Origin of the sequence: Rhizobium oryziradicis (genome assembly GCF_001939045.1) — a bacterium.
Taxonomy (GTDB): domain Bacteria; phylum Pseudomonadota; class Alphaproteobacteria; order Rhizobiales; family Rhizobiaceae; genus Allorhizobium; species Allorhizobium oryziradicis.
The window spans coordinates 488,883-509,295 of record NZ_MKIM01000024.1 but is presented as its reverse complement, the minus strand read 5'-3'; the positions used below and the strand labels follow the sequence as shown (position 1 = coordinate 509,295).

The 20,413-nt window shown below is 52.6% G+C and carries 23 protein-coding genes; 17 read left to right on the top strand and 6 right to left on the bottom strand.

The genetic code is table 11. The features are described from left to right. Positions 1 to 130: 130 nt before the first annotated feature. Positions 131 to 997, top strand: a complete 867-nt coding sequence (locus tag BJF95_RS07845; RefSeq protein WP_075638843.1) for a DUF6030 family protein — start codon at positions 131 to 133, stop codon at positions 995 to 997. 202 nt (positions 998 to 1,199) lie between these two features. Here BJF95_RS07845 and BJF95_RS07840 read toward each other — a convergent pair whose 3' ends face one another. The 6 genes from BJF95_RS07840 to motA form a co-directional block, all read right to left on the bottom strand. Next, positions 1,200 to 1,643 carry a hypothetical protein gene (locus BJF95_RS07840; protein ID WP_075638842.1) on the bottom strand — a complete coding sequence of 148 codons (444 nt, stop codon included), beginning with the start codon at positions 1,641 to 1,643 and terminating at the stop codon, positions 1,200 to 1,202. A gap of 5 nt (positions 1,644 to 1,648) precedes the next feature. Continuing rightward, positions 1,649 to 2,734, bottom strand: a complete 1,086-nt coding sequence (gene flhB, locus BJF95_RS07835; RefSeq protein WP_075638841.1) for a flagellar biosynthesis protein FlhB — start codon at positions 2,732 to 2,734, stop codon at positions 1,649 to 1,651. Between the two features lie 275 nt (positions 2,735 to 3,009). Further along, positions 3,010 to 4,056, bottom strand: coding sequence for a flagellar motor switch protein FliG (gene fliG / locus BJF95_RS07830; protein WP_075638840.1), 1,047 nt, complete (start codon positions 4,054 to 4,056; stop codon positions 3,010 to 3,012). 29 nt (positions 4,057 to 4,085) lie between these two features. Further along, positions 4,086 to 4,694 carry a flagellar motor switch protein FliN gene (gene fliN / locus BJF95_RS07825; protein WP_075638839.1) on the bottom strand — a complete coding sequence of 203 codons (609 nt, stop codon included), beginning with the start codon at positions 4,692 to 4,694 and terminating at the stop codon, positions 4,086 to 4,088. Between the two features lie 64 nt (positions 4,695 to 4,758). Next, positions 4,759 to 5,712: a FliM/FliN family flagellar motor switch protein gene (locus tag BJF95_RS07820; protein WP_075638838.1), complete on the bottom strand. Its 954-nt coding sequence runs from the start codon at positions 5,710 to 5,712 to the stop codon at positions 4,759 to 4,761. Next, positions 5,709 to 6,587, bottom strand: coding sequence for a flagellar motor stator protein MotA (motA, locus tag BJF95_RS07815; RefSeq protein ID WP_075638837.1), 879 nt, complete (start codon positions 6,585 to 6,587; stop codon positions 5,709 to 5,711). The genes BJF95_RS07820 and motA overlap by 4 nt, the downstream gene beginning before the upstream one ends. 303 nt (positions 6,588 to 6,890) lie before the next feature. Between motA and flgF the strand changes: the two genes are divergently transcribed. From flgF to BJF95_RS07735, 16 genes are all read left to right on the top strand, one after another. Then, the gene (gene flgF, locus BJF95_RS07810) at positions 6,891 to 7,625 is read left to right on the top strand and encodes a flagellar basal-body rod protein FlgF (RefSeq protein ID WP_075638836.1); all 735 of its coding nucleotides are present in this window, start codon (positions 6,891 to 6,893) and stop codon (positions 7,623 to 7,625) included. Between the two features lie 21 nt (positions 7,626 to 7,646). Continuing rightward, positions 7,647 to 9,032, top strand: a complete 1,386-nt coding sequence (fliI, locus tag BJF95_RS07805; protein WP_075638835.1) for a flagellar protein export ATPase FliI — start codon at positions 7,647 to 7,649, stop codon at positions 9,030 to 9,032. After that, the gene (locus BJF95_RS07800) at positions 9,022 to 9,597 is read left to right on the top strand and encodes a flagellar protein (protein WP_075638834.1); all 576 of its coding nucleotides are present in this window, start codon (positions 9,022 to 9,024) and stop codon (positions 9,595 to 9,597) included. The genes fliI and BJF95_RS07800 overlap by 11 nt, the downstream gene beginning before the upstream one ends. A 308-nt stretch (positions 9,598 to 9,905) precedes the next feature. Continuing rightward, complete coding sequence (gene flgB / locus BJF95_RS07795; protein WP_075638833.1) at positions 9,906 to 10,301, top strand: flagellar basal body rod protein FlgB; 396 nt, start codon at positions 9,906 to 9,908, stop codon at positions 10,299 to 10,301. Between the two features lie 3 nt (positions 10,302 to 10,304). After that, the gene (gene flgC, locus BJF95_RS07790; protein ID WP_075638832.1) at positions 10,305 to 10,742 is read left to right on the top strand and encodes a flagellar basal body rod protein FlgC; all 438 of its coding nucleotides are present in this window, start codon (positions 10,305 to 10,307) and stop codon (positions 10,740 to 10,742) included. After that, a complete protein-coding gene (gene fliE / locus BJF95_RS07785) occupies positions 10,739 to 11,116 on the top strand; it encodes a flagellar hook-basal body complex protein FliE (protein WP_075638831.1) in 378 nt (125 codons plus the stop codon). Before flgC ends, fliE begins: the two co-directional genes overlap by 4 nt. A 19-nt stretch (positions 11,117 to 11,135) precedes the next feature. Next, complete coding sequence (gene flgG / locus BJF95_RS07780; protein WP_075638830.1) at positions 11,136 to 11,927, top strand: flagellar basal-body rod protein FlgG; 792 nt, start codon at positions 11,136 to 11,138, stop codon at positions 11,925 to 11,927. Positions 11,928 to 11,944: 17 nt separating this feature from the next. Then, positions 11,945 to 12,430, top strand: a complete 486-nt coding sequence (gene flgA, locus BJF95_RS07775; protein WP_075638829.1) for a flagellar basal body P-ring formation chaperone FlgA — start codon at positions 11,945 to 11,947, stop codon at positions 12,428 to 12,430. Further along, positions 12,427 to 13,542 (top strand): flagellar basal body P-ring protein FlgI, encoded by a 1,116-nt coding sequence (locus tag BJF95_RS07770; protein WP_075638828.1) that lies wholly within the window; start codon positions 12,427 to 12,429, stop codon positions 13,540 to 13,542. Before flgA ends, BJF95_RS07770 begins: the two co-directional genes overlap by 4 nt. Then, positions 13,539 to 14,069, top strand: coding sequence for a MotE family protein (locus tag BJF95_RS07765; protein ID WP_075638827.1), 531 nt, complete (start codon positions 13,539 to 13,541; stop codon positions 14,067 to 14,069). Before BJF95_RS07770 ends, BJF95_RS07765 begins: the two co-directional genes overlap by 4 nt. After that, positions 14,066 to 14,779 (top strand): flagellar basal body L-ring protein FlgH, encoded by a 714-nt coding sequence (flgH, locus tag BJF95_RS07760; RefSeq protein ID WP_075638826.1) that lies wholly within the window; start codon positions 14,066 to 14,068, stop codon positions 14,777 to 14,779. The genes BJF95_RS07765 and flgH overlap by 4 nt, the downstream gene beginning before the upstream one ends. Before the next feature lie 177 nt (positions 14,780 to 14,956). Beyond that, a complete protein-coding gene (locus tag BJF95_RS07755) occupies positions 14,957 to 15,484 on the top strand; it encodes a flagellar basal body-associated FliL family protein (RefSeq protein WP_075638825.1) in 528 nt (175 codons plus the stop codon). Next, a complete protein-coding gene (gene fliP / locus BJF95_RS07750) occupies positions 15,481 to 16,218 on the top strand; it encodes a flagellar type III secretion system pore protein FliP (RefSeq protein ID WP_075638824.1) in 738 nt (245 codons plus the stop codon). The genes BJF95_RS07755 and fliP overlap by 4 nt, the downstream gene beginning before the upstream one ends. A 515-nt stretch (positions 16,219 to 16,733) precedes the next feature. Continuing rightward, the gene (locus BJF95_RS07745) at positions 16,734 to 17,693 is read left to right on the top strand and encodes a flagellin N-terminal helical domain-containing protein (RefSeq protein WP_075638823.1); all 960 of its coding nucleotides are present in this window, start codon (positions 16,734 to 16,736) and stop codon (positions 17,691 to 17,693) included. Between the two features lie 392 nt (positions 17,694 to 18,085). Next, positions 18,086 to 19,045 (top strand): flagellin N-terminal helical domain-containing protein, encoded by a 960-nt coding sequence (locus BJF95_RS07740; protein ID WP_075638822.1) that lies wholly within the window; start codon positions 18,086 to 18,088, stop codon positions 19,043 to 19,045. 307 nt (positions 19,046 to 19,352) lie between these two features. Further along, positions 19,353 to 20,312, top strand: a complete 960-nt coding sequence (locus tag BJF95_RS07735) for a flagellin N-terminal helical domain-containing protein (protein WP_075638821.1) — start codon at positions 19,353 to 19,355, stop codon at positions 20,310 to 20,312. Positions 20,313 to 20,413: the final 101 nt, after the last annotated feature.

The window sequence follows — 20,413 nt, the reverse complement described above, 5'->3', positions numbered from 1 at the left end:
TTGCTTAAATCGGCATCGATTTAGGGAGAAAATTATGCAGCAGATTTAAAGTGTTACAGCGTCCTTTGTGCGCCATATATGGCGCACAAAGGACGCTGTACTGTGCCCATTGCCAGATCTGGAAAGAATGATGACGCAGACGGTGCCCCCTAACGTCTCAAACGCAAACGACACGCACCTGCGCACACCGCAGCAAAGGCGGCGTGGTGTCTGGCTGTTCCTTGGCATCGTGTTGATGTTGGCGATGGCGATTGGCGCAACGGTGCTGCTGGCCAATGGTGAGCGCAATCTTCGCCTTTTGGCCACCCGTCTTGACATCCGCTGGCCGGTGCTTGCACAGGAACCGCCTCAAAATACCTTGCCGCAGCCTGCCCGCGGCAATCGACTGGAGTCCAAAACGGTTGTTTTTCCGTCGCGTATGTTTTTGGTGCCTGCGCTTCGCGAGATGGCGGTGTTTGTGCGCACCATTCCTTTTTCAGGCGAGACATTGTGCCAAAAGCTCAACGCAGATGGATTAAGCAATAAGGGCTGGGCACAAAATGCCTATAATTCGAAAGTGTTTGATTGCTCTGTTGAGATGGCGATCACGCCCGCTGAGGAAAATGCTGACGCGCCGTCTTTCTTCATGGTCGTCAACGGCGACAAAAGTGGGCAGATCACTCAAATTCGCTGGAAAATCATCGATGTGAAAGACAATCCGAAAGTTTGGGCGATGTACCTGTCATCCATCAGCAGTATCGCTAGGATGAGTCGGTGGAGCGATTTTACGGATGAATTTGAGCGTATGCGGGCTCTTTTGCCCTTTAACGTCAATCACTTTGGCATTGGCTTTAAGCTGTCAAAGGAAATGGAAGGGAACGCGCGCTACAATATTATGCTGATGCCGGAAAATGATGGCGAGTTACAGCAAAATACCCGCGCTATTTTAGACTCGCAGTCTACTTTCCCGTCGCCGCCCTTGCTGAAAGCATTCTGGCCAAGGCAACGGCTCGGGTAAATTCTCTGCTACAGAGTTTGTCAGGGAAAAGTGGAATCCGGTTTTCCCGAAAAGACAAACGAAAACAAAGAATTTTAGGGTCTGTCTGGTCCAATCTGATTCTGACAGACTCTAAATCGGAATCGATTTAAGACATTATGTAGCAGATTAAAAATATGACAGCGCCGTGCGTTGATAAAACGCACGGCGCTGTCATATCGGATCAAGCGACGAAGGTTGGCGCGGGCAGGTTGGGTACAAACCGGGCTTCATTCAGCCGTTGCGCCAGAAAATCTGTGTTTTGATCAGGATCGTCTTGAGGTTCCTGGAAGGATATATGGTTGATTTCCAGACCAGCCTTGTCATGGCTCAGAACAAGCTTGGCATAGATTGTGATGTCGCGAGGTTTGATTTCCAAATCCAGCGACACTTCAGGCAATTCACCCCAATCACATTTATAGTCGCCGCCGGCACCAAAATTAACTGTGCCGGGGTGGAAGTATAGTTCTGCAGCCGATGACACAAGGTCAGAAATATTGCCCAAGTAATCGAACCGTAGAAAAGATATTAAATCCGCCGCATCTAATAAACGCAACTCAGACGCGATTGGACTGAGGAATTCAGCAACTAATTTTTCACGATCTGTGGTATATTTGCATTTTTTCATGTGCTTTAGCTTAATCGCCTCTTTTTCTTAGCTTCGGCAGCGTACATTCTCTGAACGATTTCTGCTACAGCTCTGTAGAATATTGGTGGGATCACACTATCTACTGAGACTTGCGCAAACATGGAGCGGGCAAGCGGTGGGTCCTCAAAAATCGGAATGTCGTTCTCGCGGGCGATTTCGCGAATCTTCAGCGCAATAAGATCCTGGCCTTTTGCGAGCACCATTGGTGCGTCCATTTCCTCTCGCACATAACGCAGCGCCACTGCAAAATGAGTCGGGTTGGTAATCACCATTGTGGCGCGCGGTACACTGGCAATCATGCGTCGGCGCGCCTGATCCCGCTGGGCTGAGCGCTGCCTTGACTTGATCAGCGGATCGCCCTGAGATTGCTTGTGTTCGTCCTTCACTTCCTGCTTTGTCATGCGCAATTTCTGATACCAGTCATAGCGCGTCCAGGCCAAATCCACCGCCGTGAGCAAACCGGTGGCAAACAAAATGATGATCAGCATTTCCTTGATGATCGACGTCAGCTTGACGAAAATCACTTGCGGATCAGAGAACATGGCATCAAGCGTGCCGAAATACTCTTTGCGCAGCGAAACGAACATAATGATCGCCACAATGACAATCTTGAACAGCGATTTTCCAAATTCAATCATGCCGGTGACGGAAAATAGACGGCCAAACCCAGCTGTGATTGAAATGCGCGACGCCTGCGGTGCGATTCGGTTCAAAACAAAGCCAGGCAGATGCTGCGCAAAGGATTGTGCGAGGCCAAAGACCATGAACAAGATGAGCGCCGGGGCAAGCAGGGCCGACATGGACCAGCCAAGATGCACGAAAAGCGAGGTGACATCCGGGCCTGTGCCAATCAGCCATTGATCCGGCTTTTCAAACAGATCGCGCAGCGTGGCGTACATTTTCGACATGCCATCGGGCAGGAAGAAAACGAAATAGACGTAGAAGGCCAGCGTTGTTGCAAAAAATGCGGCTTCTCTGGAAACAGGGATATTGCCCTTTTCCATCGCGTCGCGGATTTTTTTATCCGAGGGGTCTTCTGTTTTACTGTCTTTATCTTCGTCGTCTGCCACGTTTTCATCCCTTGTCTGATCGGTGGTAACAAACCAATCGGTGCCGAAACCGGAAACGCAATCAAGCGATTCGTATGCACTACACCCTGCGTTGTACAGCGCGCTCTACTGCATAATTCCTTAAATCCATTGGGCTTTAAGGGGTAAAATATGCCGTAAAAGACGCTTTGCCTGGACAAAGAAAAAGGCCGCACCAAGCAGCGTAACGCTGTCTGGTGCGGCCTTCAACCATTTCTCCTAAAGAACGATGCGCTCTTTTGGTTTGTTCACAGTCGTTATGCTGCGGCTTCGCCTTCTTTGGCAGCTTCCGTCTCTTTCAGCTGAATCTGGCCAGCATTGGCGAGACGGATCGCTTCCTGGGCCACGGCCCGCCGTGCGATGGCGATTTCTCTTGGATTGGTGCCTGCTGTTCCGGCCTGAAGATCGGATTCGATCATGCGGCGTGAGCGCGGGCTGATCGCACTCAAGACGCATTCGCGGATCTCCATCGGGGCTCCTCTGAGTGCCATTGTCAGAATATCGCCGGAGATGTCGTTGAGAAGCAGAACACGGCTTCTCTGCGGCATGACCAGCAGATCTTCGAACAGGAAGATCTTTGGACGAACCTTGGTTGCCGATTCCTTGCTGATCGATTCGAGCGAATCCAGCAGGGTTTCGACCTGCGGCTTTTCGAGTTCGTTCATCAGTTCGGCCACCTTGGCGGTACCGGTCGAGTTGCGCTCGGCGTCAATTTCGCCAATCAGTTCCACCACCCGGTTTTCAATGATCTGGGCAGCCTGGGCACTGACGTTTTTCAGATTGACCGTACGATTCATAATGTCGGCACGGCGGCTGTCGGGCAGTTTGATCAGCACCTTTGCGCCAAACGACGATGGCAACATGGAGAGAATGTAAGCCACTGTCTGCGGATGTTCGCGCAGCAGGAAATTGGCGATAAACTCAGGGTCGGCATCCTGCAGACGATCCCAGATCGAGGTCTCGAAGGCCTGAAACGCGGTGCGCCGTCCAAGAAGACCATCCACCTCTTCCGGGGTCAGGCCTTCTTCAAGGATTTCCTCAATGGCTTTGGCATTGTCCATCAAACCCGCACCTTCGGTGAACAGGTCCTCGAATTCATTGACAAGTTCTGCCAATTCATCCGGGGGAATGGTGCGCAATGTTTGTGCCGAGTTGATGATTGATTGCAACTCAGCCTGGGTGAAGTATTTCAGCAGTTTTCCGGCCACACCTTTTCCCATGGCCAGCAGCACAGCTGCGGCCTTATCTGTCGGGCTAAGGGGCTTTCCTGCAATAGGGCCGCCAAAATCGTCAAAGTCCATCATGGTCTTTCCTCTCTGACCCAATCATGGGGTCAGGACGTCTTGCTGGTCATCACTTCAATCAGCTTGACACCGAATCGCGTGTCGTCGTTTTCCAGAACTGTAATCTCACCACGGCCTATACGTCGACCATTTACCATGATCTCCACAGGTTCTCCGATCTTTTTATCCAGAGCTATGATGGCTCCTTCTTCAAGATTCATCAAGCCTGAAACGGGCATGCGGCTGGTGCCAAGCACAATCTGGACATCAATTGGAATGTCCATGATCAGGCCGAGATTGGCTTCCAGGGCGCTGCCGGGGGCCTGCGGAGCAGAGCCTGCATCAAAGCCGCCCCCGAAGCTGCTGCTGGCATCGTCGCTGCCAAAATCGCCAGCGCCGAAGTCAGCGCCGCCCAGTGCCGTATCGGTGGCACCACCGCCGAAGTCGCTGTCAAAATCTGACAGGCCCCCGGCTGTATCTGCACCAAAATCGCCGCCAATGTCTGAGCCGAAATCCGAGCCGCCAAAATCAGCCAGCGGATCTTCGCCGCCGCTTTTCAAAACGCCACGCAGATCGTCGATCGCCTGATCAAGATCGGCATCGCCTGCTGGCATCGCCAGCGCATCATCTTCGGTCAAGGGTGTTTTGTTCGTAGCCATGCAATCATTATTCCTGTTGAAACTTGCCTCAACCTGCAGTGTTGTTCACTGCGGGGAAAAATTGTCATTTTATAAGATGACGCAGAATCTCGTTATCCGAGCTGTGGGTGGATTTTATCCGGACGGTGTATTGATCACCCGCCCGCCCAAATTCACAGGCGTAGAGCTCTTTGCCATTGGCGCTGACGTCGACGGTGATATCGCCCTTTTCGAGAAAAGGGATGACATCGCCAACCGCCAGCTTTGAAACCGTATTCAAGGTCAGCGATTCCAGATTAACACGCGCTTCCAGTGTGACGTGGCTCTTGCGCACCTGAAGAGCCAGTTGCTCGGCCCATTCCTTGCGCGCCTTGGAAACCTGGCCCTTTGACTTTGGAGGGGTGACCTGCGTTTTCAGAAGGGCTTTCTGAGGAATGATAAGGCCAAAATCGGAGGTGATTTTGCCGAGCTTGACACTCATGTGGATAAAGGCACCGTATTCGTCAACGTGATCCTTGTCCGGCTTCGGGCGCTTCTCCCAATTGTGGGGGCGCTCGAAAATAGGCTCAAATCCGCCAGCGGCATTGACGCCGGAGCGCAACACATTGGCAAAGCGCTCAAATAGCATCACAGCCAGATCAAGCTCGATGTTCGACAGCGGGCGCTTGATAGGTTCTGCGATAAACTCGGCCTGAGCGCCCAGCAAGGTTTCCATCAAGGTGATGACAAAGCCATTGCCGCACACCATGACGAAATTGGGGGACCAGTTGCGAAGCGCAGTGTCCGCCAGCACATAATTGTCGCCCAGATCTTCAATCAGGTCGCGCATCAAGCCGGTCTTGTGGCCAAGATAACCGACTTCAATGGTCAGATTGGTTTCGCTGTGAAAGACATCCGGCAGAAATTCGCTGTAGAGCGTGCCAAAATCCTGGCACAGCTTTTCAACTGTTGCGCGATCGCCCAACCCGCCGGTAAGCCGGGCAAGCAGCGCTGGATCCAGAGGTTTGACAGGGTGCTGTTTGTTCTCAGTCATGGTCAGGCTGCCTTTTCGCCACCGCCGCCACCGGGGTTCATCATTTCTTGCTCTACGGCGTCAATGGATGGACGCTCATAAGAGGAGATTGTCTTGCGGCCATATTCCAGAGCAACCTGGGGCACAGAGCCATTCATATAGGCCAGCAATGTCTGTTTCACGATGATATAGAGACGGTGTTGTTTGGTACGGACAATTTTGATTTGCGATGTCAAAGGATTGACCACGCAATAGGATAGGAGAATGCCCAACATGGTACCAACCAGAGCGGCACCAATCAACTCGCCCAGCACAGCTGGTGGTTCGTTGATGTAGCTGAGCGCCTTGATAACCCCGAGAACCGCCGCCACAATACCAATGGCCGGAAAGCTGTCGCCCACCGCCGTCAACTGATGGTAGGGCTTCATCTTATCGTGCAGGATGGTGTTAATCTCTTCATCCATCAGCGCTTCGATCTCGTGGCTGCGGGCATTGCCGATGATGATCAGGCGTACATAGTCACAAATGAAGGCTGTCAATTCGGTGTTTTTGAGCAGGTTCGGTGCCGTCTGGAAAATGGATGATTCGGCCGGATTGTCGATATGCGCTTCAATTTCATTGCGCGACTTGGTCCGCAGATCACGCATCAGAGAATAGAGAACACCCAGAACATCAAGATAATTGCGTTCCTTCGGCACTTTATGAGCGAAGGCCTCGGCGATTGCCTTGCCCGAATCTTTCACCACTTTCATGGTGTTGGCCATGATGAAGGTACCGATACCGGCACCACCAATAACCAGCAACTCATAGGGCTGGAACAGTCGCTCGACCGGGCCATGCTCTGCCATGAAGCCGCCGATAATACTGCCGACGATAATAACAAATCCGATAACGATGATCATGTTAGGCCTGTATCCGCACGTTTCTCTATCGTTGTAACCGATAAGGAATGTGCCTTGCGTGAAGCTGATGAATAAGGCTGTGCTGAATTATTGTCGCGCAGACAGTTTCGCGCAAGTAATGGTATGTATTTCTCGCCTCCAAACAACGGTCATCCACGTACCATGATGGAGGCGAGCAACCGTGACGAACCGTAAAACACTTGATGCTTTGGCAAACGGCATGATTCCGTTGACCTGGCACTGTTCGGTGAAGGTCATGCCTGCTGGTCTTGTTGGTCACCCAAGACTTGGAGGTAGCATCTGATGCAATCTGGAATGTATGTTTCGCTGTCAGCACAGCGTGCCCTGGACAAGCGTCTCACAACCATTGCCGATAATATGGCGAACGTGAACACGGTTGGTTTTCGCTCAACGGAAGTCAAGTTTGATGATATTGTCGCGCGCACTGGCAACGAGATGAATGCCAAAGTGTCCTTCGTTTCGCAGGGCAATGATTACCTCAACACCGAAACCGGTGAATTGAAGGAAACGGGCAACACTCTGGATTTCGCAGTCAAAGGCGATGCCTGGATGGCACTGGAAACGCCAGCCGGTCAGGTTTTGACACGCGATGGCCGATTTAATCTGACAACGAACGGCGAGCTTGTCTCCGTGAAAGGCTATCCGGTTCTGGATGTGGGTGGCGGGCGAATCCAGCTCGATCCAAATGGTGGTGAAGCCGGCGTCTCAAAAGACGGCACGATTGTTCAAGACGGAAAGCAGATGGGCAAGATCGGTCTGTTCACGGCAGATATCTCCAGAGGTTATCTACGCTATGACAATAGCGGTGTAAAAACAACGCAACCGCCGCAGCCGGTCGTGGACAATGCCTCGGTTGGTATTTTGCAAGGCTATGTTGAACAGTCAAATGTCAATGGCATCAGCCAGATGACCCAGCTTATCCAGGTCAGCCGCGCGTTCGAGAGCATTTCGAACTCGATGGGTCAGTCCGAAAACAACATGAATGAAGCGCTCAAGACGCTCGGCGGCAGCAAATAATCATGATTGGGTGCCCTTGCGATGAATGCTGAATTTACCCCCCAGATTGCGAAGAATACCAAATTGGCAGCCATGGCGGCTTTGGCAGAGCGTTATGCCAAGGCTGAAAATTCCGTGGCCCATGGGGGGCATGTGCGCACCATCGCAGCCGGGCATTATACGGTTGCGGGCCTGTCGAGGCATTTGCATCTGGGTGATTTTGTTGCTCATCGCAGTGCTTCGGGTATCCATTTAGGTGAAGTTGTGCGGGTCGAGCCGGAGTTGGCCTATGTCTGCCCCATTGAGCCGGGCGAGCCCATTGCCATTGGCGATACCGTTATTCGCAAAGGGGCTTTTCGAATCGCGGCTCAAGACAGCTGGTGCGGCCGCACCATCAATGCCCTGGGTGATCCGATTGATGGCTTGGGGCCTTTGGCTTCAGGCTTGATCCGGCGTTCGATTTCCAACACGGCACCGTCTTCCATGGGGCGTATGCGGGTTGAAACCGGTTTTAGAACGGGTGTGAAGGCCGTCGATATTTTCTCGCCGCTCTGCCTTGGTCAGCGCCTTGGTGTTTTTGCAGGCTCGGGCGTTGGTAAATCCACCTTGCTGTCCATGTTGGCGCGGGCCGATGCCTTTGACAAGGTGGTGATTGCGCTGGTGGGTGAACGTGGCCGCGAAGTGCGCGAGTTTATTGAAGACACGCTCGGTGCCAACATGGCCAAGACGGTTGCTGTTGTGGCAACCAGCGATGAAAGCCCGATGCTGCGCAAAATGGCACCGCTGACCGCCATCACCATCGCAGAACATTTCCGCGATCAGGGTGAAAACGTCCTGTTCATTGCCGACAGTATCACCCGTTTTGCCCATGCCATTCGCGAAGTGGCAACGGCGGCTGGCGAGCCTCCCATTGCCCGTGGCTTTCCGGCATCCGTGTTTACCGAGCTGCCGCGCTTGCTGGAGCGGGCAGGCCCCGGCGAAGAGGGAACAGGCACGATTACGGCGATTATTTCGATTCTGGTGGATGGCGACAATCATAACGATCCGATCGCGGATTCGACGCGCGGCATTCTGGATGGGCACCTTGTGCTCGATCGCAGCCTGGCCGACGAGGGACGCTATCCCCCGATCAACCCCTTGTCGTCGATTTCCCGTCTCGCCCGCAAGGCATGGACGCCCGATCAGGAAAAACTGGTCTCGCGTTTGAAAACACTCATTCACCGTTTTGAAGAAACGCGCGACCTTCGCCTGATCGGTGGTTATCGCGCAGGCAGTGACCCGGATCTGGATATGGCGATCAAACAGGTCCCTGTGCTGTATGAAGTTTTGAAGCAAACCCCGTCCGACATGCCTGTGATGGACGCTTATGCTGACCTTGCCAACGCCTTGAAGGCCGCCAATAGTCCAGGATACCACGATGCAAGATGAGCCTGATCTCAGCGATTCCGACGCCGATGAACCTGTGGCCCCCCCTGCAAAGCCTGCGGGCCGCTCTTCTGTCCTCATTGACAGGTTGCTGGCCACGACCGGTGTTTGCCTCGCATTCGGCTCGGCCATTTTTCCGTGGTATGTCTTTCTCAATCCGGACAAATTCGGCTTTGGAACAGAATCGCTGAACAATGGCCGTGACCTGTCGCTGGTGGAGGCCCGAAATGTTTTCAGCGTTTCGCCGCTGGCTTTGATCTCCAAAGACAAGAAGGAGCAGAAGCTCCCCGACAATCTGGACCAGATCAAAACGGCGACCGTGTCGAACGTCGGGCAGACAGCGAAAGAGGTGATGCCTGCCAAGGTTGAGCAGCCGTTTCCGGGTGCTGATGCATTTCGACTGCTTCATGTTGCCAATGGCCGTGCGCTGATCGAAGATGCCTCCGGCATGTTCATGGTCAAGGTCGGCTCCATCTTGCCCGACAACAGCAAGGTGGCAGTGCTGGAAAAACGCGACGGGCAATGGGTAATTGTGACCAGCGATGGTGCAATCTATAAAAACCAGTAGGGCGATCCTCCTGGCATGAACAACGCCGCAGATATCTGCGGCGTTTTGCATTTTGAGGGGTCGCGCTCAATCTTTTTTAAAAATAAAAATGGCATGATCAATATCGTGATCCATCGGTTTTGACGGATCTTGCGCGCTTCATTTATGCTTTTGATTTTATTGAACTATTTTAGGGTTTTACACCTGTTGTGCGGTCCGGTGAGTTCTTGTTTCAGGCAATTTGCATTCTCATAAAATGGCAGGTTTTTCCGTAAGTCCCACGCAAGATTACCCGCCTATTCTCCAGAGTGTAAATTGGAGAAAAAGCTATGCAACCCATACAACTTTTTGACTTGGCATCACGGCAGGCTGAATGGCTTTCCCTGCGTCAGGAAGTCGTTGCCAGTAACATTGCTAATGCCAATACGCCGAAATTTGCTGCGAAGGACATTACGCCCTTCAAAGCGGTTCTGGATAGTAGCCAACAAATCGGGATGGCTCGCACCAACCCCAATCATTTTGCCTCCAGTGACCTGGGCACCGATCTTAACGTGGACGTGCGCGACGCACCGTTGAACGACGAGATTGGCAAACAGGTGTCGGGTAACTCCGTGTCGCTGTCGGACGAAATGGTCAAGATGGGCGAAATCCAGCGCCAACACCAACTTAACACCAGCCTCGTCAGTAGTTTCAATCGCATGATGCTGATGACTGTAAAGAGGTAAACCATGGATTCTGTGACTGCTACCGATCCGTTGTCGGCCGCCTTGAAAATTGCCGGCGGCGGGCTTGATGTGCAATCGACGCGCCTGCGGATTGTATCGGAAAACATTGCCAACGCTCAAAGCACTGGCGACACCCCCGGCGCAGACCCCTATCGCCGCAAAACCATTACCTTTGGCTCTGAAGTGGATCGCGCCTCCGGTGCAGACATCGTCAAGGTCAAAAAGCTCGGCTTCGACAAGTCGAATTTTACAGAATCCTACGACCCCAGCAATCCGGCTGCGGACCAGAAGGGCTATGTGAAAATGCCCAATGTGAATGTTCTGATCGAAATGGCCGATATGCGCGAAGCCAATCGCTCTTATGAAGCGAACCTGCAATCGGTGCGCCAGACCAGAGATTTGATTTCCTCCACACTTGACCTGTTGAAGAGCTCGCAATGATTGATTCTATTGGAAAAATTAGCGCATTCACCAAGTCGAGCGGCATGGATGGTATCGGTGGTGAAAGCTCAAGCACATCCTCCATCACCGGTGGTATGCCCGCGATGGACCTTCAGGGCGTTACCAAGGCCGATACAACGCCGGGCACTGCCACAGGCGTCAGCTTTGGCGATGTGATTGGCGGAATGATGACGGATGCCGTCAAAAATTTGCGAACAGCTGAAACCAACTCTGTTGGCGGCATGCTGGGCAAGGTCAACACGCGTGAGGTCGTGGATTCCATGATGTCCGCTGAGCGGTCTTTGCAGACAGCCATCACACTGCGCGACAAGATCGTGTCGGCCTATCTCGAAATCACGAAAATGCAGATTTAACCCTCAGGGAACGTAGCACATGAGAGCTCTTGCAATCGCCGCAACAGGCATGAATGCCCAGCAGACCAACCTTGAGGTGATCTCCAACAACATCGCCAACATCAACACAACTGGCTTTAAAAAGTCGCGTGCTGAGTTTTCGGATCTGCTGTACCAAAGCGAAAAGGCCGTTGGTGTTGCAAATCGTGCCAACCAGTCGACCGTGCCAGAAGGCGCAAACATTGGTCTTGGTGTGCAGACAGCAGCGGTGCGCACGCTTGATAAGCAGGGCGAACTGACACAGACGTCAAACGAGCTGGATGTGGCGATTGTTGGTCGCGGATATATCCAGGTGCAAAGCCCGGACGGTAACAATACCCTCTATACGCGCGCCGGCGCATTGAACAAGGATGCCAACGGCAATTTGGTGACGACGGAAGGGTATCGGATTGTTCCAAATATCACCATTCCCACCGACGCCACCGAGGTCAAGATCAGCGAATCGGGCGAAGTTTCGGTTTTGCAGGGCACTTCAGCGACTTACACTTCTCTTGGTCAGCTGCAAATTTCGGCATTTGTCAATCCGGCCGGTTTGAAGGCCATCGGCGACAACCTGTTTCAGGAAACGCCATCATCTGGCAATCCGATCAATGGTGTTCCGGGCGACCCTGGCTACGGCTATCTGAAGCAGGGCTACCTCGAAGCTTCGAACGTTGATTCTGTTGCAGAAATTACCAGCCTGATTTCCGCCCAGCGCGCTTACGAGATGAACTCCAAAGTCATCACCACCGCTGATGAAATGGCTCAGATTGTCAGCAAGAACCTGAAGTAAACATCAAAGGGGCAGACATGATGTTTCGCCGAATAAAGAGAATGTTCAATTTGACAGGGACCGCCCTTGTGGCCGTGGTGATGGCTATCGTCACCACCGTCCCTGTCTTGGCCGCAGATCGCTATGCTGTCGTTCCTACGGACATTATTTATCCCGGCGAAGCGATTGCCGAGGGCAAGCTGCAGCTGGTGAAGGTGACCAACCCCAACCTGGGTGGCGGTTACGCTGAGACCCTGTCCGAAGTGACGGGAATGCTGAGCACCAGAACGCTGTTGCCGGGCAGAACCATCCCGGTGACATCTCTGAAAAAGCCCTATGCGGTAACGCGCGGCTCGAAGCTCCGCCTGGTGGTCAGCATTGGCAATCTGACAATTTCCGCGGGCGGCAGCCCCATGGATGACGCCAATATCGGCGACGTGATTCGCGTTCGCAATCTCGATTCCGGCCAGATCGTGAATGGCACGGTTATGGCCGATGGCACTGTGCAGGTGATGGCAAAATGAGCATCCGGTTTTTACTTTTTACAATTTTGACCGGTATGGTGCTGGCGGCGGCCGGAACTGCTGTGGCTCAGGGCTCGCGGATCAAAGATATTGCGTCCTTGCAGGCCGGCCGAGACAATCAGCTGATCGGCTATGGTCTGGTCGTGGGCTTGCAGGGCACGGGCGACAGTCTGCGCTCTTCGCCGTTTACGGATCAGTCCATGCGCGCCATGCTGCAAAATCTTGGTATCTCGACGCAGGGCGGCCAGTCGGCTGCCAAAAACGTCGCAGCGGTTATGGTGACGGCGACTTTGCCTCCCTTTGCCAGCCCCGGCAGCCGCATTGATGCCACCGTCAGTTCACTGGGAGATGCAACATCGCTGCGCGGCGGCACGCTGGTCATGACGTCTCTTTCAGGGGCCGATGGGCAGATTTATGCTGTTACGCAAGGCTCTGTTGTTGTGTCGGGCTTTACGGCTCAAGGGCAGGCGGCCACCGTAACCGAAGGTGTCACCACCTCTGGCCGCGTACCCAATGGCGCGATTATCGAGCGGGAGCTGCCGTCCAAATTCAAGGATTCGGTCAATCTGGTGCTGCAATTGCGCAACCCCGATTTCTCGACCTCGCTTGGCATGGCGCGGCGCATCAACAATTATGCGGTTGCCACCTACGGCGGCCCCATTGCTGAAGCGCGCGATAGCCAGGAAGTGATGATTCAAAAGCCGAAAGCGGCAGATTTGGCCCAGCTTATGGCAGATATTGAAAATCTGGTGGTTGAAACAGATACGCCTGCAAAGGTGGTGATCAACGAGCGCACCGGCACAATCGTCATTGGCGCAGATGTCCGGGTGTCGAAGGTTGCCGTCTCTTACGGCACGCTGACCGTTCAGGTCAACGAAACGCCTCAGGTTGTGCAGCCCCTGCCATTTTCAAACGGGCAAACCGCTTTGCAGCCGCAGACAGATATTACGGCCCAGCAAAACGGCGGCAAGGTCGCCATTGTCGATGGACCGGATTTGCGCACGCTGGTGGCGGGCCTCAATAATATCGGCGTGAAACCCGATGGCATCATCGCAATCCTGCAGGGCATCAAGTCTGCCGGAGCCCTTCAAGCGGAGCTTGTTCTTCAATGATCTCTTTCCAGACATCGAAACAGGGGCTCGGCGTTGGTGCTGTTGTTTTGGCCTGCGGTTTCTTGGCCCTTTCGGTTTTGCCCGGCAGCGCCCAGAGCGTGATGCCCCCCGCAAATGCGACAATGGACGATATTCAACGGTTTTGCACCAACATTGCCGATCCGGCGCGCGACCAGCGTTATCTTTTGCAAAAGCAGGATCTTGAGAAGCTGCAAATGCAAGTCGATGAACGCATCAAAACCCTTGAGGCGCGCAAGGCCGAATATCAGGACTGGTTGACGCGCCGCGATGAGTTCATGAAGCGTGCCGAAGTCGGCATTATCGACATTTATAAAAACATGAAGCCGGATGCAGCCGCACCCCAGCTGGAAAAGATCAATCCCATGCTGGCCGCAGCCATCGTTATGAAGCTGCCGCCCAAGCAATCGAGTTTGATTTTTTCCGAAATGGCACCCGACAAAGTGGCCGCGATTGCGTCCATTATGGCCAGCGCCGCTGATCCTACGACCTCAAAGGACCCCTCATGATGAAGCGCAGCGCCGTGGTGCTTTTCGCCGCCATTCTTAGCGGATGCGGAAACCAGACCCTTCAGGAAATTGGCAATGCGCCAGCCATGAGCCCCGTTGGAAGTGGTCTGCGCTATACGCAGGCACCGCAAATGTCCAGCTATCCCAAGCAGAGCAAAGCGGTCAGCAGCGGCTATTCCTTATGGAACGACAATCAGGCGGCCTTGTTCAAGGATTCACGCGCGTTGCACGTGGGTGACTTGCTGACGGTCAACATTCAAATCGCCGATCGGGCGAAATTCAAGAATGATACCTCGCGCAGCCGCAAAAACTCGACCTCGTTGAAATTGAAAACGGCGTTGAATATTTTCGGCATCACCGCACCGGCCTCCAGCACGGATTTGAGCACAGACTCCAATTCAAGCTCGGATGGCAAGGGCTCGGTTGATCGTTCGGAAACATTGACCTTGATGGTGGCCGCCGTTGTGACCAGCATTTTGGAAAACGGCAATCTGTTGATCAGTGGCTCGCAGGAAGTGCGGGTCAATCAGGAAATTCGTATTTTGAATGTTGCCGGTATCGTGCGTCCGCAGGACGTGGATTCCAAGAATACGATTTCCTATGAAAAGATCGCCGAAGCCCGTATTTCCTATGGTGGCCGTGGCCGTCTGACCGAGGTTCAGCAGCCACCGGTTGGTCAACAAGTGGTAGATATGTTCTCGCCCTTCTAAGCGGGTATCTTCCAACCCGAATTGGGTGAAGAATGATTGGTAAATCTTCCGGGCGCGGCATTATCACGGCCCTTCCGGCAGAAAATGAAGTCACCGTGAAAAGGCGTTCGCGTGATGCGGCTTGCCGTATGACGTAATCGTGCCCATTGCCGCAAGATCAGAGACAGGAATAATGTGATGGTTGATCCTTTAGCCTTGGAAGGCCCTAAGAAAAAGGCGTCTCCTGTTATACTGATTGCCGCGCTTTTGGGTTTGACAGTGGTTGGAGCCGGTGGTGGCTGGCTGGTGGGCACCATGGTGGCACCGAAGATCAAGACAGCCAACGAAGTCCAGGAAAAGGCGTCTGCAGAGGCAGCCAAGAAAGAGGGCGCAAAAGAAGGTGCGAAAGAAGGCGGCGCAATTCCCACGATTCCGGCGGCGGAAAATGGCATTGTTCAGCTGGATCCCATTACCACCAACCTCGCTTATCCATCGAATAGCTGGGTGAGGATGGAAGTTGCGCTTGTGTTTAACGGTCCGACAGATGTAAAACTTGCGGAAGACATCCAGCAGGACATCATGACCTATATGCGCACCGTTAGCTTGCAACAGATTGAAGGGCCACGCGGCTTCAATTATTTGAAGGATGACTTGCAGGAGCGCGCAGACCTTCGCTCGGAAGGGCGGGTATCGAGGATTATGTTCAGGACCTTTGTCATACAATGATTCGATATCTTCTTCTGATTGCTGCGATGATTGCAGTCCCGGAACTGGCGCAGGCGCAGCAGTTTCCGACAAACCTTTTCGGTGGTCCCGTGGATGGCTCTGCGGCCTCCTGGATCATTCGCACCTTTGGGCTGTTGACGATTTTATCGATCGCGCCCGGTATTTTGATCATGGTGACGAGCTTTCCACGGTTCATCATCGCTTTTTCGATTTTGCGATCCGGCATGGGGCTGTCCAGCACGCCCTCCAACATGATTCTGACCAGCCTTGCGCTCTTCATGACCTTTTACGTCATGTCGCCGACCATGGACCAGTCCTGGCGCGAGGGCGTTAAACCCTTGCTGGACAATCAAATGACGGAAACAGAGGCTGTGCCGAAAATGGCAGAGCCTTTTCGCACGTTTATGATTGCCAACACACGCGACAAGGATCTGCGATTGTTTGTCGATCTTGCCAATGAGCGCAAACAAAACCCTGTGGTGGACGGAAAAGTTGATTATCGGGTGCTGATCCCCGCTTTCATGCTGTCAGAAATCCGGCGAGGGTTCGAAATTGGCTTTCTGATTATTCTGCCGTTTCTGGTGATTGATATGATCGTATCAACCATCACCATGGCGATGGGCATGATGATGTTGCCACCAACCTCGATCTCTCTGCCCTTTAAAATCCTGTTTTTTGTGCTGATCGATGGCTGGAACCTGCTCGTCGGCAGCTTGGTGCGCTCGTTTCACTGACCGATTGTTCACGCAACGAGCGATAGGATGGTGCCGAAAACCGGTTCTCCCTTTTCGGTCCGTCCGAGGCTTTGATTGCGCGCGGTTCCATTTTTATGTTTGGGCAAAGCCGCCTGCCTTGTTTTTGTCTGGCGTTCCGAGATGTCAGACTTTGCTGAGCCGTTTTTTCTTTTCAAATATTTTTAAAGCACAACCCGGTGCCTGCTTTCTGGCCGCTCCGCGGTTGCTTGCGCGATATTGATCAATCGGATCAAAAAACAGTCGAATTTTCAATGTTTTGTAAACCATAAGCAACGGTAGATACCCCTGTTATCGCTTGAACGGGCGGATTATAGGCGTTTAAGAGTTCCTTTACTATTATTATTCAGTTGGTCTTAAACCGCCGCGTGGTTTTGTCATCCTCAGAGGCGAGTTAATGTACACTCAGATTAACTGACATGATGTCGATCGCTTCTGTCGGTATACAAGTCCGGCATGTCCCTCTTTCATATCTCGTAACCTAAGGGACAGATATCATGACAAGTATCATGACAAACAATTCGGCTATCGGCGCACTTTCAACATTGCGCTCCATCAGTGCCAGCATGGAAAAGACGCAGAGCGCGATTTCATCCGGTTATAAGGTTGAAAAGGCTTCTGACAACGCAGCCTACTGGTCGATTGCGACCACCATGCGCTCCGATAACAAAGCTATGTCCGCTGTTCAGGACGCACTCGGCATGGGTGCTGCCAAGACCGACACAGCCTACACAGGCATGAAAGCCGCAATTGATGTCGTTACCACCATCAAGGCCAAGCTGGTTGCTGCTCGCGAACCAGGCGTTGATAAAGACAAGATCAACAAGGAACTGACAGAGCTGAAGAACCAGCTCGGTTCGATCGCCAAGTCTTCTTCGTTCAACGGCGAAAACTGGCTGTATGACAACAGCGACACTGCTGGCTCGACCCAGGAAATGGTTGGCTCGTTCGTGCGCGGCGGCGACGGCAATGTCTCGATCAAGACGATCTCGTTCGATTCATCCAAGTCGATGCTGATCAACGACAAGGCTGCAGCTGGCGGCTTGCTCACAGCTGGTACGACTGCAACATTTGCAAGCGGCACCACCACAACAACCGGCACCTACTACCTGATCAAGTCTACCGCTGGTTCGGGTACTGGTACTGAAGTCACCTTGTCCTCCACGACGACCGATACTGCCATCGACGGCATGGTTGCTTCCGTTGACAAGATGCTGTCGAATATGACGGATGCGGGTGCAACGATTGGTGCAACCAAGAGCCGTATCGATACGCAGGCAAGTTTTGCCAAGAACTTGAGTGACACGATTCAGATTGGCGTGGGCAAGCTCGTTGACGCTGACATGAACGAGGAATCGACCAAGCTGAAGGCTCTTCAAACACAGCAGCAGCTGGGCATTCAGGCTCTCTCGATTGCCAATTCCAGCTCTGAAAGCGTTCTGTCGCTGTTCCGTTAATCGGTTAAGCTTTGGTTGTGAATTAAGATTGTGGCCGGGATTTTTCCCGGCCATTTTTTTTAACTGGATAGCTTCCTCCTGAAATCGGAATTGATTTGCGGAGGAAATTATTCAGCCGATATAAGTTTTACTGCACTGCCCGCGACATGCGGTGGGCAATTCTGTAGTAGGAAAAAATTAACAATAGTGTATTTTCTATTAATTTTTATGTAATTTACCTATATTTTTTGATGTAAATGGAAATTTAACTATCCTGGTGTTTATTAGAGTTATCAGAACGGCAGGTTAACTTATTAATTATTAGTTAATAGCATGAAGCAGCATGCCGTTCACCGGGGGAGCGAGCCCGGAATGTCCCTTCAGTTTTTTTGTCACATCAAGGGGCAAGTCCTATGACAAGTATTATGACGAATAATTCAGCTATTGCTGCATTGTCCACCATGCGTTCTATTGCATCTGACATGGAAAAGACCCAGAGCGCGATCTCTTCGGGTTACAAGGTTGAAAAGGCTTCCGACAACGCAGCCTATTGGTCAATTGCGACCACCATGCGTTCTGACAACAAGGCTCTTGGCGCTGTTCAGGATGCTATTGGTCTCGGCGCTGCCAAGACTGACACAGCTTATACGGGCATGAAGGCCGCGATCGATGTCGTTACCTCCATCAAGGCCAAGCTGGTTGCTGCTCGCGAACCAGGCGTTGATAAAGACAAGATCAACAAGGAATTGACAGAGCTGAAGAACCAGCTCGGCTCGATCTCCAAGTCTGCTTCGTTCAACGGCGAAAACTGGCTGTACGACAACAGCGACACTGCTGGCTCGACCCAGGAAATGGTTGGCTCGTTTGTTCGTGGCGGCGACGGCAATGTTTCGATCAAGACGATCACGTTCGACACATCCAAGTCGATGCTGATCAACGACAAGGCTGCAGCTGGCGGCTTGCTCACCGCTGGTACGACTGCAACATTTGCAAGCGGCACCACCACAACAACCGGCACCTACTACCTGATCAAGTCCACCGCTGGCACAGGTACAGGCACCGAAATCACCTTGTCCTCCACGACAACGGATCTTGCCATCGACGGCATGGTTTCTTCCGTTGACAAGATGCTGTCCAGCATGACGGATGCGGGTGCCACGATTGGTGCGACAACATCGCGTCTGAAGCTTCAGGATAGCTTTATCAAGAACCTGAGCGACACGATTGATACGGGTGTTGGCCGTCTGGTGGATGCTGACATGAACGAAGAATCGACCAAGCTGAAGGCTCTGCAAACACAGCAGCAGCTGGGCATTCAGTCGCTGTCGATTGCCAATTCCAGCTCGGAATCGCTTCTGTCGCTCTTCCGTTAAGAGTAGTATACTTACAATATTTACGCGAAAGGCCGGGCGAAAGTCCGGCCTTTTTTTTGGTTTTTGTTAATTAAAATATTTTGTGTAAAATCATGTACTTAGCATTATTTTGACTGATGTATCGGCCTATCGTTTGCAAGATGTTTTCTGTGTTTAATCTTTATTAACCATAATAGTATTTTCTGACCTCACAAAAGCATTGGGCCGATCAAACAAGAGCGATCACGGCGAGCATGAAGCTGACCAATGTTACCGGTACCGACCCGGTCTGTCCCTTCCAATTTCATGACCTTAAGGGGCAATTCCTATGGCAAGTCTTATGACAAACAATTCCGCAATTGCAGCGCTCTCCACTATGCGCTCGATTGCATCCGATATGGAGATGACGCAGGGTCGGATCTCTTCAGGCTTTAAAGTTGAAAAGGCGTCTGACAACGCAGCCTATTGGTCAATTGCAACCACGATGCGGTCTGACAACAAGGCTCTTGGCGCTGTTCAGGATGCTATTGGTCTCGGCGCTGCCAAGACTGACACAGCTTACACCGGTATGAAATCCGCGATCGACGTTGTCACCGACATCAAGGCCAAGCTGATTGCTGCACGCGAACCAGGCGTTGATAAAGACAAGATCAACAAGGAACTGACAGAGCTGAAGAACCAACTCGGCTCGATCGCCAAGTCTTCTTCGTTCAACGGTGAAAACTGGCTGTACGATAACAGCGACGCTGCTGGCACAACCCAGGAAATGATTGGCTCGTTTGTTCGTGGCGGCGACGGCAATGTTTCGATCAAGACGATCACGTTCGACACATCCAAGTCGATGTTGATCAACGACAAGGCTGCAGCTGGCGGCTTGCTCACATCTGGTACCACTGCAACATTTGCAAGCGGCACCACCACAACAACCGGCACCTACTACCTGATCAAGTCCACCGCTGGCACAGGTACAGGCACCGAAATCACCTTGACCTCCGCAACAACGGATCTTGCCATCGACGGCATGGTTTCTTCGATTGACAAGATGTTGCAAACCATGACGGATGCGGGTGCCACGATCGGTGCGACAACATCGCGTCTGAAGCTTCAGGATAGCTTTATCAAGAACCTGAGCGACACGATTGATACGGGCGTTGGTCGTCTGGTGGATGCTGACATGAACGAGGAATCGACCAAGCTGAAGGCTCTGCAAACACAGCAGCAGCTGGGCATTCAGTCCCTGTCGATTGCCAATTCCAGCTCCGAATCGCTTCTGTCGCTCTTCAAGTAAGCGTTGGCTTCGGCGTAACGCCTTAACCCTCAAACGGGTTTTGATAAAATCGAGTATCACCTGCGCCGCGCACCAGAGATGGTGTGCGGCGCAGGCGTTTT

Coding starts and splice junctions, on each gene's coding strand:
- BJF95_RS07845 (WP_075638843.1), top strand. CDS start 131: ATGACGCAGACGGTGCCCCCTAACGTCTCAAACGCAAACGACACGCAC.
- BJF95_RS07840 (WP_075638842.1), bottom strand. CDS start 1,643: ATGAAAAAATGCAAATATACCACAGATCGTGAAAAATTAGTTGCTGAA.
- fliG (WP_075638840.1), bottom strand. CDS start 4,056: ATGATGGACTTTGACGATTTTGGCGGCCCTATTGCAGGAAAGCCCCTT.
- fliN (WP_075638839.1), bottom strand. CDS start 4,694: ATGGCTACGAACAAAACACCCTTGACCGAAGATGATGCGCTGGCGATG.
- motA (WP_075638837.1), bottom strand. CDS start 6,587: ATGATCATCGTTATCGGATTTGTTATTATCGTCGGCAGTATTATCGGC.
- flgF (WP_075638836.1), top strand. CDS start 6,891: ATGCAATCTGGAATGTATGTTTCGCTGTCAGCACAGCGTGCCCTGGAC.
- fliI (WP_075638835.1), top strand. CDS start 7,647: ATGAATGCTGAATTTACCCCCCAGATTGCGAAGAATACCAAATTGGCA.
- BJF95_RS07800 (WP_075638834.1), top strand. CDS start 9,022: ATGCAAGATGAGCCTGATCTCAGCGATTCCGACGCCGATGAACCTGTG.
- flgB (WP_075638833.1), top strand. CDS start 9,906: ATGCAACCCATACAACTTTTTGACTTGGCATCACGGCAGGCTGAATGG.
- flgC (WP_075638832.1), top strand. CDS start 10,305: ATGGATTCTGTGACTGCTACCGATCCGTTGTCGGCCGCCTTGAAAATT.
- fliE (WP_075638831.1), top strand. CDS start 10,739: ATGATTGATTCTATTGGAAAAATTAGCGCATTCACCAAGTCGAGCGGC.
- flgG (WP_075638830.1), top strand. CDS start 11,136: ATGAGAGCTCTTGCAATCGCCGCAACAGGCATGAATGCCCAGCAGACC.
- flgA (WP_075638829.1), top strand. CDS start 11,945: ATGATGTTTCGCCGAATAAAGAGAATGTTCAATTTGACAGGGACCGCC.
- BJF95_RS07770 (WP_075638828.1), top strand. CDS start 12,427: ATGAGCATCCGGTTTTTACTTTTTACAATTTTGACCGGTATGGTGCTG.
- BJF95_RS07765 (WP_075638827.1), top strand. CDS start 13,539: ATGATCTCTTTCCAGACATCGAAACAGGGGCTCGGCGTTGGTGCTGTT.
- flgH (WP_075638826.1), top strand. CDS start 14,066: ATGATGAAGCGCAGCGCCGTGGTGCTTTTCGCCGCCATTCTTAGCGGA.
- BJF95_RS07755 (WP_075638825.1), top strand. CDS start 14,957: ATGGTTGATCCTTTAGCCTTGGAAGGCCCTAAGAAAAAGGCGTCTCCT.
- fliP (WP_075638824.1), top strand. CDS start 15,481: ATGATTCGATATCTTCTTCTGATTGCTGCGATGATTGCAGTCCCGGAA.
- BJF95_RS07745 (WP_075638823.1), top strand. CDS start 16,734: ATGACAAGTATCATGACAAACAATTCGGCTATCGGCGCACTTTCAACA.
- BJF95_RS07740 (WP_075638822.1), top strand. CDS start 18,086: ATGACAAGTATTATGACGAATAATTCAGCTATTGCTGCATTGTCCACC.
- BJF95_RS07735 (WP_075638821.1), top strand. CDS start 19,353: ATGGCAAGTCTTATGACAAACAATTCCGCAATTGCAGCGCTCTCCACT.